The following is a 14802-nucleotide window of genomic DNA, read 5'->3' as shown; positions in this document are numbered from 1 at the left end:
CACGAGGAGCTTGAGCGAGTAAGCGCAAGACGGTCACGAGAACGGTCACAGGAGCGCCTGATTGAGCCACCGGAGGCGTCGGAAACGCTTCTCCCTACCGTGAGATAGAGGCTGGGAAACCCCTAATCCACACAGGACCTTAGTAGCCTGACACGTCTCCGGAAAGTAATGGCGCGCCCGAAAGGATTCGAACCTCTGACCCCCAGATTCGTAGTTTAGCCTCCATTCAGGCGCATCACAAAAAATGCATTCAAATCAATATGTTAGCTTCATGTTTCTCAAAAGCATCGTGTTCAACCGGCCCGTCCAAGTGGTCACAGCTTACATTCTGTTTGCAGGTCAATCTCCCGCCGATCGCCGTGTTGGCCAAGTCCAGGGACAAGGCCAGGGACAGGGGCTTCACCCTGTTCACCGGGCCGGTCTCAGCCCGGATCGGCTTCGACGAAGCCCATGCCACCACCCTCGTGTTCAACCGGCCCGTCCAAGTGGTCACAGCTTACATTCTGTTTGCAGGTCAATCTCCCGCCGATCGTTCTTCAGCGTTTGAACGACTATTTTTCCAAAGGCGGTGACGAGCGTTTCGACATGGGGAGGTTCTTCGTATTGTTGATCCGTTCAGGCTTTTACGCGTGCTTGGGAGAGGTGTCTCTAGCGCGCCAGCGCATCGAATTTACGCGTKCRTAYGAGCCGGGTTTTTAGCGCGCCAGCGCATCGAATTTACGCGTTCGTACGAGCCGGGTTTTTAGCGCTCCAGCGCATCGAATTTACGCGTGCATATGAGCCGGGTTTTTAGCACGCCAGCGCATCGAATTTACGCGTGCGCCACGCACGCGTAAATTCGTGTGTCGGAAGGCGCTGGCATCGGACGAAGCGCCGAATTCYGCATCGAATTTACGCGTGCGTACGAGCCGGGTTTTTAGCGCGCCAGCGCATCGAATTTACGCGTGCATATGAGCCGGGTTTTTAGCAYGCCAGCGCATCGAATTTACGTGTGCGTACGAGCCGGGTTTTTAGCGCGCCAGCGCATCGAATTTACGCGTGCATATGAGCCGGGTTTTTAGCACGCCAGCGCATYGAATTTACGCGTGCGCCACGCACGCGTAAATTCGTGTGTCGGAAAGCGCTGGCATCGGACGAAGCGCCGAATTCYGCATCGAATTTACGTGTGCGTACGAGCCGGGTTTTTAGCGCGCCAGCGCATCAAATTTACGCGTTCGTACGAGCCGGGTTTTAGCGCGCCAGCGCATCGAATTTACGCGTGCATGTGAGCCGGGTTTTTAGCGCGCCAGCGCATCGAATTTACGCGTGCATATGAGCCGGGTTTTTAGCGCGCCAGCGCATCGAATTTACGCGTGCATATGAGCCGGGTTTTTAGCGCGCCAGCGCATCGAATTTACGCGTGCGCCACGCACGCGTAAATTCGTGTGCCGGAAGGCGCTGGCATCGGACGAAGCGCCGAATTCCGCATCGAATTTACGTGTGCGTACGAGCCGGGTTTTTAGCGCGCCAGCGCATCAAATTTACGCGTGCACCACGCACGCATAAATCCGCGTGCCGGAAGGCGTTGGAATCGCAATACCGCTTTTTCATACAGCTTTTTTAAGCGCCTAAGCACCTGCCTGGATTCACAGTCCATGCACAACCAGGACTAGATACATTTGCACCAAGCATATTAATAGCTGCGATCAAATTTTCCCGTGCAGCATTTTATATAACAATATATACCCATCACAACACCTGAGCGCTGCCACCGCCAAAAGCTCGATGTAACGGGCCTAGGTAGACCCACCGACAAGGCTACGATAGGAATACAGATGGGACTATATATAGTAGGACAGAATATAGATAGCTATAATGCTCATCATAGGACAATGAAAGGGCAGCTTCAGCAGGTAATGAGAGGAATATATCTTGATAAAGACGATAGCAACTCAGTTCTTAAGAAACATGCTGTACGGATCGCAAAATATCTATACCCAAACTCATACCTAAGTGGACCGAGCGCTGTCTTGCTTGGCCCGACAGTAGACGGCCGATTATTCCTTGCATCAAAGCGGCGCGCTAGAAATAGAATCAGATCTCTTGAGATTGTTCAATCGATAGCTCCGAAGAACTCATCGGTCATGCCGGTCACTGTAACCGACAGCATGGGACAGATCGTAATAGATATTTCGTCGGTCAGACAAAGAATACTTGAGGCATTCCAGCCAAGAAGTGAAATAGCGTCAGCAATGACTGATGAAATGAGAGAGGATTTAGTTGCAAGGCTCATACATGAGTATGGGGATGGGCCGCAGGCTGTCGAAGCCGTGTGGGCCTTGGCTAGAGAAACCGATATGTATCGCGAGGCGAAGCAAGCTGAACAAGCCTTGCTCCGTGAAAAACCGCTACAAGCAGCCGCCGCAGAGCAAGGTATTGACTTGTTTGTTGCGTGGCACAAAGTGCCAATCGGAAGACTTCATCACAATGGCTACGAGTGGCGCTGGACCTCGGAAAAGGTTGAATTACCTTCTCCGGTCCGGGATACAGTGCCTGGAAAGCTTCCCCCGTTTATCTCTGCGCTGCTTCCAGAGGGATGGTTAGAGCAAGTTCTTAATGAGCGCGATGAGAGAGGCCTGCTTCTTTCCGGCAAGAGGTATATGTCCAACATAAGCATTGTAAATGATCTTTCTAAATTAGGATCTATTCCCGAAGATGTAAAAGCAGGCAAGTTAATTGATTTTACGAAAGGAGGAGTGTTTACAGGTACATACAAAGGTCCAAAAAAAGATAGCATTGACGAAGGCTTTGAGCGCGGCATAGCGAACATGTACGCCAACAGCGATACGCCTAGGCTGTCCGGTGTGCAGATTAAGGCGCCTATGTATCTACACAGCGACGGCAGCCTTTTGAGTGCTACAGGTCGTCCTTTCACGCATATCATGAAGCCCTCAGGCGCTGCCGGTTTTGAAGCTTTGCCTCTAGTGGAGTGGCTGACACTTACTTTGGCGTCCAGAGTTGGTTTTGTTGTTCCCGATATTGCTTTGATACAGATGCCGGAAAAACTCCCTCCCGCTCTGATCGTAGAAAGATTCGATATCAGGGAGGATATTGACGATAAGAACTTCTATTGTCTGGAAGATTTTTGCTCCCTGAGTGGTGTTTCGTCGGAGGCTAAATATCATTCAACGATCGAGCGCGTAGCTAGAGACCTATCTCCTGTCTCCTCCGATCCTCAAGACACAGCAACCTTGCTGAAAAGAGCTTTTTTTGCTTGGTTAGTTGCCGATGGGGATATGCACTTAAAGAACTTGGCACTGCTAAAGACAGCAGAGGCATCTCATGATAGTTTTACGAGCGTGCATTTCGCGCCGACCTATGATGCAGTATGCACCAGAGTTTTCCCAACACTCGTCAACGACAGAATGGCTCTGAAGTTAAACGGCAAAGACGATCGCCTGAAGATGACCGACTTCATGACTGCTGCTAGAACAATGACGTTGCAAGCAGGAGAGTCAGAGAGCGCGCTCCGAAAATTAGCGGAAGATCTCAAATCGGAGCTAGATCGAGTTGTTATTCCTCAATTTGATCAGCCACTCTCCGAGGAAATCGTTCAAGCGTTCAATGGGGTAATTGATATTTCACGGAACAGAATAAATAATATCCTGTAGAGAAAAATAAGTCGCTAGCTCATCAAGGTGTCTATCATTTAACAATACGAAGAACCTCCCCATGTCGAAACGCTCTTCACCGCTTTTGGAAAAATAGTCGTTCAAACGCTGAAGAACGATCGGCGGGAGATTGACCTGCAAACAGAATGTAAGCTGTGACCACTTGGACGGGCCGGTTGAACACGATGCTTTTGAGAAACATGAAGCTAACATATTGATTTGNCGATCGGCGGGAGATTGACCTGCAAACAGAATGTAAGCTGTGACCACTTGGACGGGCCGGTTGAACACGATGCTTTTGAGAAACATGAAGCTAACATATTGATTTTAATGCATTTTTTGTGATGCGCCTGAATGGAGGCTAAACTACGAATCTGGGGGTCAGAGGTTCGAATCCTTTCGGGCGCGCCATTACTTTCCAAAGCCTTTGCTGGGAAAGACAGGTCCTTCACATCAGGGCCGGATATGGATGCCAACTTGGCATCCTGCGTGGCGGCCACCCGCGGGCTGTGCGTGGGCGGGCCGGCCCTTGGAGGGCCTTCCGCCTGCCCTATCTCCTGCTCATGACAGAGCCGCCGGACGACAACCTCGATCACTACGCGCTGGGGTTCTATGCCCCCGGCAAGGGCCTGCGCCGGGAAGACTGCCCCTATGCCGAGGGCACGGAGGCGCATTCCCGGTGGACCGCGGGGTACGATGCCGCGCTGAAGGAGGACGAGGGCGCGTGATGGTCTTCCTCCGCCTGCTCCACGTCCTTCGCCTCTGGACCCTCGTGTCCGTCCCGGCCGGCATCGTGATCGGCAAGCTTCTCAAGGCGAACCGCCGGGCGACCACCCGGCCCGTGGACCGCCCCTAAGGGCGGAGCGGCACCAAAGCTTTCTCGGGCCGGACGGCTCCGAGCAAGACGGCCTTCGGGCCGGACGGCTTTCGGGCAAGACGGCTTCGGGCAAGACAATTTCGGGCAAGACGCCTTCGCCGTTTCATCGCCGGCCCAGGGCAGGGCCCCGTCACGGCGGGGCGGCATCGCCAGCCCTGCGGACGGCCCCGGGGGCATGGACAGGATCAGGAGCCGTCAGGAGTGGTCATGTCGCGACGTCGCGCCGCCCTTTCCAGGTTCGTCCGCGTGGCGGCCTGGCTGAGCGTGGGGGCCCTGGTCTGGCTCTCCTGGATCCCCCGTGACTGGGAAGCGCGCACACCCCTCCCGGGCCAAGCCGAGCACGCGATCGCGTATGCGGGGACCGCCGGCCTGTTCGTGCTCGGCTACGGGGCCGCGCTGCGCTGGTGGCGAATCGGCCTGCCGCTCATCGCCCTGGGTGCCGTCCTGGAAATCGGCCAGCTCTGGGTTCCGGGTCGAACCGCGCAGGTCGTCGACTTCGTGGCCAGCGGATCGGGCGCGCTCCTCGGCGCCCTGGGCGGTACGATCGTCGCCCGGCGCCTGTCCAAGGCCGCACCCCCGGCCCGCTAAGCGCGGACCGCCTCAGCCGAAGACGACCCGGGACACTCCCAAGTCGCCTGTCACGCCTGTGCCGCCTGTCACGCCTTGCGGGGCGCGGCGGGCGAGGCCTCGGAATTCCAGAGGAGCGACGTCGCGACATAGGTCGCCTCCACCGCCACGAGCATCCAGACCGCGTCGGTGAGGACGATCCCGAGGGAGCGCTGCTCCACGGCCCCCTCGACGCCGATCGCGACCGCCAGCAGCGATACGATCACGAGAAGACCCGGCAGGCGAACGGCCTGGCTTGCGGCGGCTCCCAGTGAGGCGAAACAGATCAGAAGCATTTGCACACCAACGATACGGGCAATCAGAGTACCTACGTATTGAAAGGATACAAGCGGAAATAGAGAGCAGTTTTGTGCTTTGCACAATTTAAGCTGCATTGCGGTCGTTATTCAATCATCAACCTTAGCACGGCGTAAGCGAGCCAGCAGAGGAAGACGATCCAGGCGAGAGTCAGGCCGAACCCGAGCCCCAGGACCGCGAGGGTCGAGATCCGGTGCACGACACGGCCGAGCGCCGCCCGCCACGGCGGCATCGCGCGTCCGTCGACCAGCGGTTCGGGATCGTCGGCTTTCTCCGGCAACGGATTCATCGACATCGACCCAAGGAGATGAAAACAGTTGTCCGGCGCGGAGATCGCAGCCCTCAACGCAGGCGGATTGCAGATCGTTGCAGGGCAGACCCGGCGATCAAGACCATCCCGCAAGCGTCGGAAGCATGTCCGTCTTCGCGCACGACTTTCGTCGATCACGATCACGCGCATGTGCGCTGCCGGAAGACCACGGTCGGCTCGCGCATCTTCGTGGAAAGACAAAGCACCGAGTCTTTACGAATCCTCAAAGCTTTCGATCAATTTCGCACCGGACTGATCTCGCGCGCCGCATGACCGGTCGGCATCGGAGACCGACGATCGGGATTCGCCGGGCGGCCTGCACCGGCGGTCGAAGCCGACGGGGATGCCGGGCTCCGCGTGTCCGGACACCGTCCCGGACCGAACCCATCCCGCCCTTGATCGTTATACAGCGACTGCCTATTACATATTTGCTGTACGGACGGATCGGCACGATGGAGACCGCGTCGAGAATGGTGTTCCTTCTGGAGCTTTCGCCTGAGCTGACCGCCCCCGAGGTCGAGGGGGCCCCACCCGGGGCCGACGGCGCCGAGGCCGATCCGGCGGAGGCCAGTCTGGCCAAGGGCGATCGGGCCGAGGGCGATCGGGACGAGCGTATCCCGACCAGAACCGAGGGCCGCCCGATCATCGCGGCGGGCGAGCGCTTCGGATTGGGCGCGCGCTTGCGCAACCTCTACGCGGCGAGCTTCGGGGCCCGGACCCCGGAACACCTCCTGATCCTGGTGTCCCGCCTCGAGGCGGCCCTCCAGGCCGGCGAGGGCGCCGGCGCCGGGGCCGACACCTTCCGCGAGGACCTCCTCGGGCTGCTGCCCGACCTGAGGCGCTTCGCGCAGTCGCTGGCGCACGGTGCGGACCAGGCCGAGGATCTCGTTCAGGAAACGCTGCTGAAGGCGTGGCAGAACCAGAAGCGCTACCGGCCCGGCACCAACCTGAAGGCCTGGACCTTCACGATCATGCGCAACCAGTTCTACACCGAGAAGCGGAAGTCGCGCCGCGAGGTAGAGGACGTCGATGGCGCCGCCGCCGGGCAGCTGATCGAGCTGGCCGACCAGCTGCACCGGGTTGCCCTGCGGGAGGTCTGGTCCCGCATCCGCACCTTGCCCGAGGCACAGCAGGAGGCGCTGCTGCTCGTGGCCGCCCAGGGCATGACCTACGAGGAGGCCTCGGAGGTCCTGGGCTGCCAGGTCGGCACCGTGAAGAGCCGGGTCAGCCGGGCGCGCAAGAGCTTCCCCGACGCCCTCGGACTGCCCTGAGCGTCCCGGGATCCTGCGGAGTGAGGCGGGCTCCCGGTCGGGTCAGGCGTTGGGTCAGGCGTGGAACCCGGGATGGTGCAGGCAGCCGCCGCCGTGATCCGACAGGCCCACCAAGCCCACCTCTGAATGGGGGCCGGCCTCCGCGGGCGTGCCCGCCGGTTCGGGCGCGGTCGACGCGAATCCCGGCGACGCATGTCCCGCCGACGACGCTCCCCCGGCTGCCGATCCCGCGCCGGCCGATCCCGCGCCGGTCGATCCTGGGTGCGACGCGGGGGCGTGCTGCGCGTCCGAGGCGAAGACCAGGTTGCCGCTGGAATCGACGCTCGCCGCGAGGGGGACACTCGCCGAGAGGGGGACACCGGCGTGCTTGACCGGGTCCGGCCCGGCGGCGTGCACGGCCGGCTCTCCGGGTGAAAGGTCCGGGGCTCCTGTGTCGGGGGTTCCTGGGGCCGGGGCTCCCGCGTGCTGGCCCGTGGCGGGATCGGCGATCGCCGATGCCGCGTGCGCCGGGCCCGGGCCGGCCGCCGGAGCCTCCCCCGCCGGGTGGGCCGCATCGACCGGGGCCGATTCCGACGCCGCGTGCCGCGCCGTCGACGCCTCTGCGGCCTGCGGGGTCGAGGCCCGGTCCGCGGCGGCCGCGTGGCCGTCGCCGGTCGGACCGTGATCGGCCTCCGCGGCCGGATTGGCGTGGTCGGCCGCCCCGGCCTTCACCCCGGCATCCGCGACGTACGCCTGCGCGCCCTTCGCGCCCGCGTCACCGTTCCCCTGGGCCGGCGCCGATTCCCTCGCGCCCCCGTCCGGTGCGACCGCCGCGTGCCCGGCGGTCTCGGGACGGGCGCCGACGCCCGGCCGGTCGGGCCCAGCGTCCTCGGTCGAGCCGGATTGCTGCGGCCCGGCGGCTCCGGACGTCACGGGGATCGCCTCGGCAGGGGTCGCGGCGGCATGGGTCGCGGCGGCATGACCCGAGCCAGCATGACCCGAGGCGGCATGATCCGAGGCAGCATGATCCGACGCGGCCTGGTTCGGCTCGGACGGCCCGCTCTCGGCGCGGGAGGACGCGGTGGGCTCCGGTTCGGCGGCTGCCGACGCGGCCCGCGCCGCGCCGCCCTCCTGGCCACCATGTGCCTCCCGGCCGCCATGTGCCTCCTGGCCGCCATGTGCCTCCTGGCCGCCATGTGCCTCCTGGCCGCCATGTGCCTCCTGGCCGCCATGTGCCTCCTGGCTGCCATGAGCGGCCTGGCCACCATGTGCCTCCTGGCTGCCCTGTGCCTCCTGGCTGCCATGAGCGGCCTGGCCGCCCTTTCCGGTCCGGTCATCGCCCCCGGTCTGGCCGGCGGTGTCGGTCTGGGCAGCGGTCCTGGTCGTGGAACCGCCGCGGTCGAGGCCGCGATCAGAGCCGCCGCTGTCCTCGCTGTGGCCGAGGCCGGCGTCGGCCCGACCGTCCTCGCCTCGGCCGGCCTCGCCTTGTCTTCCCTCGCCTTGTCTTCCCTCGCCTTGTCTTCCCTCGCCTTGGCGACCCTGGCCTTGGCTGACCTGCGGAGGCGACGCGCCGTCCTCGCCGGAGCCAGACGGGCCCGAGCCGGATCGCTCCGCGCGCGCGGCCGGTCCGGCGCCCGCCTCGCCCGGACCGTGATGGGCGGAACCGGACTCGCGGCCCGGAGCGTCCTCGCCCCGGGCGGCTTCCGACTCGCCGGCGGTCGGGGTCGGGCGCCCCCAGGCGCCCTGGGCGGTCGCGGCCTCGTGCGCGGGCGCGTCCAGCGCCCGCGTCGCGGTCGTCACGGACTCGGGCGAACGCGGCGCAGCCGCCCCCGGGCCGCCGTCGCCGGCCCGCGCCGGGCCGGTCTCCGCGACGGCCTCGGCCGGCTTCGGCGCTCCGGCGGTGCGGGACAGCTCCGCGTCCGCGGCCCGCCCGTGCGGCTGGCCGTCCGCGTCCAGGGCGGCCTGGCCGGGATCGCGCGCCGGGGACGAAAATCCGGGGCCCGGGCCGGCGGCGTCCGGCCGGGCGGCGGGTGCGGCCGGGGCGACCGGTTCGTGGGAAATCGACGCGGACGCGCCGCTGCCCATCGGCCCGGCTGCACCGACGCCGCCCGGGGCGCCGGCGGTCGCGGCCGCCTCGGCGCGCTCCCACACCGAGCCGCCGGCGGCATCCCCGGGCCCGGGGTTCACCGCCCCGGAGGCCGCCGCATCGGACGCGGCCTCCTCGGCGGGGCGCGCGGCGGCCGGATCGGGGGCGAAGGCGGTCGCGGCGAAGATCATCGCGGAGAACACGATCGCGTCCATCTGCTTGCGCTGGCCATCCCGCTCGGCGGCGGCGCCGTCCGGCAGGGCCTCGGCGGCCGGCTGCGGGCGGGTCGCCGCGCCCGGCACGGGGCCGGTTTCCGCCAGCGCCTCCGCCCGGGCCTCGTCCGGGGCCAGGGCGAGGGCCGCCGCGGCCACGAGGGCGGCCAGGAGGGCCGCGGGATGGACGGTGAGCCGGGTGCCCTCGCCGCCCCGCGGGATCGGCAGGAGATCGGCGTGGCTCTGCGCGATCTGGTTGATCAGCGCGCGGAAGTCGCTGCCCCACATCGGTGCGTCGAAGGCCGGCGAGGCAACGACGTAGCGGCCGTCGATCCGGGCGACGTGCAGGATCTCGTCGCCGTCCGGGCGGCAGAAGACGAACCAGGGCTCGGCCTCGTCGCTCAGGCCCTGCTCGCTGGCCACCGGCAGGCCCGCCCGGATCAGCGCCGCCTCGACGCGGTAGAACTCCGCGAGCTCCTGCTGCGACCAGCCGCCCCGGCTCGTCTGCGCCGGCCGGAAGAACGAGAGCACCGCACTCATTGGAATCCCTCTCCCGCGTTCGTCACGATCCGCCGGTCCTATCGCTCGTGGAAGGCGCGCCCGAGCGCGTCGAAGAACGGACCCAGGAGATATTCCAGGGCCGTGCGCTCGCCGGCCGAGACCGTGATCTCGGCCGGCAGGCCCGCGACGAGGCGCGGGCGCACCGTCTCGGGCAGCTGGCGCTCGTCGATCTCGACGGTGCCGGCGAAGTAGGGCTGCCTCGTCCGCTCATCGAGCAGGCGATCGCGCGAGACCAGGGTCACGGTGCCGAGGAGGGTCGGCATCCGCCGGCTCTGGAAGGCCGGGAACTTGATCTCGGCCCGCATGCCGGCCTGGACGGCCTCCAGGTCGTTGGGCGCGAACTGGACGCTGACCACCAGCCGGTCGCTGGTGGGCACGATCTCCATCAGGGGCTCGCCGGAGCGGATGACCTGGCCGATGGTGTAGACCTTGAGGTCCTGGATCACGCCCGGGTGGGAGGCCCGGACCTCGTGCCGGCGCAGGACGTCCTGCGCCACGACGAGCTTCTCGCGCAGCTCGACGATGCGCTGGCGGGTCTCCAGCAGCTGGGCCGTCAGGGCCTCCTGCCGCTTCTGGCGGAGCTGGGCGGCCTGCATCCCGGCTTCGTTGATGCCGTTCTGCGCCTTGGCCGTCTCCGCGACCGAGCGTCCGATCACGCCGGAGAGCCGCGTGCGCTCGCGCTCCATCATCAGCACCCGGGACAGGGGAATCAGATCCTTCTCGCGCAGGGCGCGCAGACCCTCCAGCTCCTGCTGGATCAGGCCGACCTGCTGCTCGACGGCCGTCTTCTCCACCGCCAGCCCGGACATCTCGGTCCGCAGCTGCGTGATCTTGGCCTCGGTGAGCGAGAGCTGCAGCTGGAACGAGGCCTGGCGCTCGGCGAGCTGGCTCGCCTGGTCGTCGATCATCCGGGCGATGGCGGCCTCGCTCCGCCGCTCCGCGATCTCGGGCGGCAGGTCGAGGCGGGCGCTGGCGGCCTGCTCGGCCCTGAGCCGGGCCTCGAGGATCAGGGCGGCGTCGAGCTGGCCGCGGAACAGGTCCGCGCTGGCCCGCGACTGCAGGGGATCGACCCGCAGCAGGACCTCGCCCGCCCGGACGCTCTGCCCCTCCTTGACCAGCACCTCCTGGACGATGCCCCCCTCCAGGTGCTGCACGCTCTTGCGGCTGCCCTCGGCGACGATCACCCCGGGGCTGATGACGGCGCGGTCGAGGCGCGCGAAGGCCGCCCAGCCGCCGGCGACCCCGAAGGTCGCCAGGATGAGGAGGTAGCCCGCCGCCGCGTACCAGCGCCAATCCACCAGGCGGGAGAGGTCGCCCGCCGCCGGAGGCAGTCCCGGCGGCGCGACCGGGGAGACGGTCGGTGCCTGTGTCAGGGCGGGAGCGTGCGGCAACGCCATGGCTCACCCCGCGCTCCGCTGGGCGTCGAAGCTCCGGCGCGGCTCGGGCAGCGCCGTGACCCCGGACGCCGGAACGACGTGGGGCACGGAGCGCGGTCCGACCAGGGCCCCCAGGATCGACTCGGCCGGGCCGAAGCTCTGCACGGTGCCGGCATTCAGCACCAGCACGGCGTCGGCATCGGCCAGGAGGGCGACCTTGTGGGTCACGATCACCACCGTGGTCCCGTCCGCCCGCAGGGCCGCCAGGGCCCGCATCAGGGCCGCCTCGCCGGGCTGGTCGAGGCTGGCGTTCGGCTCGTCGAGGAGGATCAGGCTCGGATCGCCGTAGAGCGCGCGGGCGAGGGCGATGCGCTGGCGCTGGCCGCCGGACAGGCCGTGGCCGCCTGGGCCGATCACGGTGTTGTAGCCGTCGGGCAGGGCCTGGATCAGGTCGTGGCAGCCGGCGCGCCGGGCCACGGCGAGGATCGCCGCATCCGCCGCGGGCCCGAAGCGCGCGATGTTCTGCGCCACCGTCCCGTCGAACAGCTCCACGTCCTGCGGCAGGTAGCCGACGTGCCGGCCGAGGTCCTGCGGATCCCAGTGGCCCAGCTCCGCGCCGTCGATGCGCAGGCTGCCGCCGGTCAGCGGCCAGATCCCGGTCATCGCCCGGACCAGGGTCGACTTGCCGGCGGCACTCGGCCCGATGATGCCCACGAGCTGCCCGGGCTCGATCCGGAAGCCGACGCCCTGCAGGATCGTCCGGGACGCGCCGGGGGCCGCCACCGACAGGGCCTCGGCCTCGATCAGCCCGCGCGGGCGGGGCAGGGACACCCGCGCCGGCTCCGGCCCCGCCACGGCGAGGAGTTCGGCGAGGCGGCGATGGCTCGCGCGGGCCGCCGTGAAGCCCTTCCAGTTGCCCACCACCGCCTCGATCGGCCCCAGCGCCCGGCCGATGATGATCGAGGCCGCGATCATCGAGCCGCCGGTGATCTCCCGGTGGATGGCGAGGTAGGCGCCGACGCCGAGGACGAGGAGCTGGAGGAGCAGGCGCACGAACTTCGTGCCCGCGACGATGAGGCCGGCCCGGTCGCTCGCCCGCGCCTGGAGCAGCAGCACCTCGTCGTGGCGCCCGCGCCAGAGGGCCCGCATGGCCCCCAGCATGCCCATCGCCCGCAGCACCTCCCCGTTGCGGAAGCTCGCCCCGGCCTGCTGCCCGGCGAGCCGGGAGACGCGGCTGGCCGATTCGAGGGCGTGCCGCGTCGCCACCTCGTTGAGCAGCGTCAGCCCCAGGATGAGCCCGCCGCCGACCAGCGCCATCGCGCCGAACCAGGGATGCAGGAGGAAGCAGGCCACCAGGAAGATCGGAGCCCAGGGCAGGTCGCAGAAGGCCAGGATGCCGCTGCCGGTCAGGAACTCGCGCAGGATGTCCACGTCCCGCAGCACGGTGTCGTGCTGGGCGCCGGGCCGCAGCAGCGCCCCGCGATGCGCGGCATCGAAGATCGGGTCGGCCACGCGCCGGTCGAAGATCAGGCCGCCGCGCACGAGAAGCCGCGACCGCAGCATCTCCAGCGCGGCGTAGACGCCGAGGCCGAAGACCGCGATCAGGGTGATGCCCACGAGCGTGGTCTCGTTCCGGCTCGGCAGGACGCGATCATAGATCTGCAGCATGTAGAGCGGGCTGACGAAGAGCAGCAGGTTGATGAAGAACCCGAAGGCGACCGCCGTCGCCAGTACGGGCCGCATCGCACGCAAGCCGTCGCTCAACACCGACCGCGTCGCCTGCGTGCTCATGCTGGACTCTGCATCCCTGTGCGGGCGCCGGCGACGCCAGATCCGAACGTCCCAGGCAATCCCATGCCTGAATTCTTCATCCACGGATGATAGCGCAGTCTGGACTGTTTCCAACAAACTTGCCACCGGCCCCGCCGGATCACGGGCGTCGAACGGCGCGACCCGAGCGCGGCGGCGTCACCGCACCGTCTGAGCCTCGGCGTAATCGCCTCGACGTCATGAGCGAGGCGCCCTGCGGAAACCGGCCGGGCTCGCGCCGTCTGGACAGTCTCCCGGGTCCTGCTCTATATGGTATTTACTGTACAAATTGATCGTGCCCCAACCATCACGGCCCGAGGAGGGATGTCCCGCGTGTACGCTCACCACCAACGGCTGGATTCGGAGGGGGTGCTGGAACTGCGCCGGGAGGGCGGCCGCTTCCTGAAGAACCTGCGCGAGGCACGCGGCCTGTCCCAGCGCCAGCTCGCTGCCCTGGTCGGGGCCGAGTACTACACCTTCATCTCGCAGCTCGAGACCGGACGCGGACGCATCCCGCCGGATCGCTACCGCGCCTGGGCCGCCGCCCTCGAGGTCCCCGCCAGGGACCTCGTCCGGGACCTGATGCGCTTCTACGATCCGCTCACCCACGAGATCCTGTTCGCGGACGCGGAACCGGCGCCGCCCGCCGACGGCTGAGGCGACCCGCCCCCGCGCCTGCGCCCGGCGCCCAGGTGTCAGGAACGCGCGGCGTCCTCCTGCGCCGGCGCGGCCGGCTTCGGGGCGTTGCGGGCACGCTCGGCCCGCAGCTCCCGCTCGGCCATCAGCCAGAACTCGACCTCGAACCCCTCGGGACGATGATTGCGCTCCCAGATCTCATGGGCGCGCTCGCGAATCCGCTCGAACGTGATCCCATCCTCGGACATCGTGCGCTCTACTCCTTCAGTCTCGCTCACAGCGTCACAGCTCGGTTCTCCCTGCTGGGCCAACGCTCCACCGCGGGATTTGTCCCCCGATCGGGGCGCGGCCGCTCCTCCGGAGGGCTCCTGGCGGATCCCGGAGGGTTTGACGGCGGCCCCGGAAACGGCCTAGCTTATCCGCGACGGTTCCTCTTTATCGAGGATCAAAAGGGAACGCGGTGAGGGCGAGCGCCCGAGGCCGCGGCTGCCCCCGCAACTGTAAGCGGCGAGCTCCTCATCNCGACGGTTCCTCTTTATCGAGGATCAAAAGGGAACGCGGTGAGGGCGAGCGCCCGAGGCCGCGGCTGCCCCCGCAACTGTAAGCGGCGAGCTCCTCATCAGCACGTCACTGGGTTCTCGGACCTGGGAAGACGATGGGAGGGCGGTGACCCGCGAGCCAGGAGACCTGCCGTCAGTCGTGGTCACACGCGAAACGCATCGGGCGGGGTGTCCTGGTGGGTGTCGGGGGTGGATGCCGCANGGCGGTGACCCGCGAGCCAGGAGACCTGCCGTCAGTCGTGGTCACACGCGAAACGCATCGGGCGGGGTGTCCTGGTGGGTGTCGGGGGTGGATGCCGCGTGGCATCCGCGCCGGCCTCGTTCGCGGTGACGTGCCACTTCGCGCGACCCGTCGCGTCAGCCGTCCCGTCGATGCCCGTCCTCGCCCGCGCGCCCCGCTCCCGCATGCTCCCTCCGGCCGCCCCGCGCGGTCCGGATCCGGCTGCGCCGCGGACAAGCCCCCTTGGGGTCCCTGCGCACGATTGTAATGTTATAACATTCAATCTAGCGAAGACGGCAGGTCGGCCCCGACCGATGCCCGCGCCCATCCC

At 66.4% G+C, this 14802-nt stretch carries 12 protein-coding genes, 2 tRNA genes and 1 riboswitch; of the genes, 7 read left to right on the top strand and 7 right to left on the bottom strand.

Annotation, left to right across the window (positions count from 1 at the left end):
• Positions 1-169: 169 nt before the first annotated feature.
• A tRNA-OTHER gene (locus ASF58_RS10255) sits at positions 170-234 on the bottom strand.
• A 1889-nt stretch (positions 235-2123) separates the two neighbouring features.
• Between ASF58_RS10255 and ASF58_RS24890 the strand changes: the two genes are divergently transcribed.
• The 5 genes from ASF58_RS24890 (at position 2124) to ASF58_RS10240 (ending at position 5115) form a co-directional block, all read left to right on the top strand.
• Positions 2124-3650, top strand: a complete 1527-nt coding sequence (locus ASF58_RS24890; protein WP_162242042.1) for a HipA domain-containing protein — start codon at positions 2124-2126, stop codon at positions 3648-3650.
• Positions 3651-3996: 346 nt separating this feature from the next.
• Positions 3997-4061, top strand: a tRNA-OTHER gene (locus ASF58_RS10250).
• Positions 4062-4213: 152 nt separating this feature from the next.
• A complete protein-coding gene (locus ASF58_RS10245; protein WP_055951159.1) occupies positions 4214-4378 on the top strand; it encodes a hypothetical protein in 165 nt (54 codons plus the stop codon).
• Positions 4375-4506: a hypothetical protein gene (locus ASF58_RS27455; RefSeq protein ID WP_280137537.1), complete on the top strand. Its 132-nt coding sequence runs from the start codon at positions 4375-4377 to the stop codon at positions 4504-4506. Before ASF58_RS10245 ends, ASF58_RS27455 begins: the two co-directional genes overlap by 4 nt.
• Positions 4507-4734: 228 nt before the next feature.
• Positions 4735-5115, top strand: a complete 381-nt coding sequence (locus ASF58_RS10240; protein ID WP_055951157.1) for a VanZ family protein — start codon at positions 4735-4737, stop codon at positions 5113-5115.
• Positions 5116-5183: 68 nt separating this feature from the next.
• Here ASF58_RS10240 and ASF58_RS10235 read toward each other — a convergent pair whose 3' ends face one another.
• Positions 5184-5429 (bottom strand): hypothetical protein, encoded by a 246-nt coding sequence (locus tag ASF58_RS10235; protein ID WP_055951155.1) that lies wholly within the window; start codon positions 5427-5429, stop codon positions 5184-5186.
• A 107-nt stretch (positions 5430-5536) separates the two neighbouring features.
• Positions 5537-5911: a hypothetical protein gene (locus tag ASF58_RS25755; protein WP_156375622.1), complete on the bottom strand. Its 375-nt coding sequence runs from the start codon at positions 5909-5911 to the stop codon at positions 5537-5539.
• 320 nt (positions 5912-6231) lie between these two features.
• Here ASF58_RS25755 and ASF58_RS10225 point away from each other — a divergent pair, with 320 nt between their 5' ends.
• On the top strand, positions 6232-7032 hold the full coding sequence (locus ASF58_RS10225) for a sigma-70 family RNA polymerase sigma factor (protein ID WP_082512978.1): 801 nt from the start codon (positions 6232-6234) through the stop codon (positions 7030-7032).
• Between the two features lie 54 nt (positions 7033-7086).
• Here ASF58_RS10225 and ASF58_RS10220 read toward each other — a convergent pair whose 3' ends face one another.
• From ASF58_RS10220 to ASF58_RS10210, 3 genes are read right to left on the bottom strand one after another with little or no spacing between them, the layout of a single operon-like run.
• Positions 7087-9849, bottom strand: a complete 2763-nt coding sequence (locus ASF58_RS10220) for a hypothetical protein (protein WP_055951152.1) — start codon at positions 9847-9849, stop codon at positions 7087-7089.
• 38 nt (positions 9850-9887) lie between these two features.
• The gene (locus ASF58_RS10215; RefSeq protein WP_055951149.1) at positions 9888-11267 is read right to left on the bottom strand and encodes an HlyD family type I secretion periplasmic adaptor subunit; all 1380 of its coding nucleotides are present in this window, start codon (positions 11265-11267) and stop codon (positions 9888-9890) included.
• A 3-nt stretch (positions 11268-11270) separates the two neighbouring features.
• Entirely contained in the window at positions 11271-13037 is a 1767-nt protein-coding gene (locus ASF58_RS10210; RefSeq protein WP_055951148.1) for a type I secretion system permease/ATPase, read from the bottom strand.
• 351 nt (positions 13038-13388) lie between these two features.
• On the opposite strand from ASF58_RS10210, the gene ASF58_RS10205 reads away from it, so the two are divergent.
• Positions 13389-13712, top strand: coding sequence for a helix-turn-helix transcriptional regulator (locus tag ASF58_RS10205; protein ID WP_055951170.1), 324 nt, complete (start codon positions 13389-13391; stop codon positions 13710-13712).
• A gap of 38 nt (positions 13713-13750) precedes the next feature.
• On the opposite strand, the gene ASF58_RS10200 is transcribed toward ASF58_RS10205, so the two are convergent.
• Positions 13751-13939: a DUF2934 domain-containing protein gene (locus ASF58_RS10200; RefSeq protein WP_055951146.1), complete on the bottom strand. Its 189-nt coding sequence runs from the start codon at positions 13937-13939 to the stop codon at positions 13751-13753.
• Positions 13940-14199: 260 nt separating this feature from the next.
• Positions 14200-14401: riboswitch (cobalamin riboswitch) on the top strand.
• Positions 14402-14802: the final 401 nt, after the last annotated feature.

It is taken from the genome of Methylobacterium sp. Leaf125, assembly GCF_001423085.1.
GTDB lineage: Bacteria > Pseudomonadota > Alphaproteobacteria > Rhizobiales > Beijerinckiaceae > Methylobacterium.
The sequence above is the reverse complement of the archived record's forward strand: the minus strand, read 5'-3'. Positions and strand labels throughout refer to the sequence as shown.

Excerpts from the sequence above, each read along its gene's own strand:
- ASF58_RS24890 (WP_162242042.1), top strand. The coding sequence starts at position 2,124 with ATGCCGGTCACTGTAACCGACAGCATGGGACAGATCGTAATAGATATT.
- ASF58_RS10235 (WP_055951155.1), bottom strand. The coding sequence starts at position 5,429 with ATGCTTCTGATCTGTTTCGCCTCACTGGGAGCCGCCGCAAGCCAGGCC.
- ASF58_RS10210 (WP_055951148.1), bottom strand. The coding sequence starts at position 13,037 with ATGAGCACGCAGGCGACGCGGTCGGTGTTGAGCGACGGCTTGCGTGCG.
- ASF58_RS25755 (WP_156375622.1), bottom strand. The coding sequence starts at position 5,911 with ATGCGCGTGATCGTGATCGACGAAAGTCGTGCGCGAAGACGGACATGC.
- ASF58_RS10200 (WP_055951146.1), bottom strand. The coding sequence starts at position 13,939 with ATGTCCGAGGATGGGATCACGTTCGAGCGGATTCGCGAGCGCGCCCAT.
- ASF58_RS10220 (WP_055951152.1), bottom strand. The coding sequence starts at position 9,849 with ATGAGTGCGGTGCTCTCGTTCTTCCGGCCGGCGCAGACGAGCCGGGGC.
- ASF58_RS10245 (WP_055951159.1), top strand. The coding sequence starts at position 4,214 with ATGACAGAGCCGCCGGACGACAACCTCGATCACTACGCGCTGGGGTTC.
- ASF58_RS10225 (WP_082512978.1), top strand. The coding sequence starts at position 6,232 with ATGGTGTTCCTTCTGGAGCTTTCGCCTGAGCTGACCGCCCCCGAGGTC.
- ASF58_RS10240 (WP_055951157.1), top strand. The coding sequence starts at position 4,735 with ATGTCGCGACGTCGCGCCGCCCTTTCCAGGTTCGTCCGCGTGGCGGCC.
- ASF58_RS10215 (WP_055951149.1), bottom strand. The coding sequence starts at position 11,267 with ATGGCGTTGCCGCACGCTCCCGCCCTGACACAGGCACCGACCGTCTCC.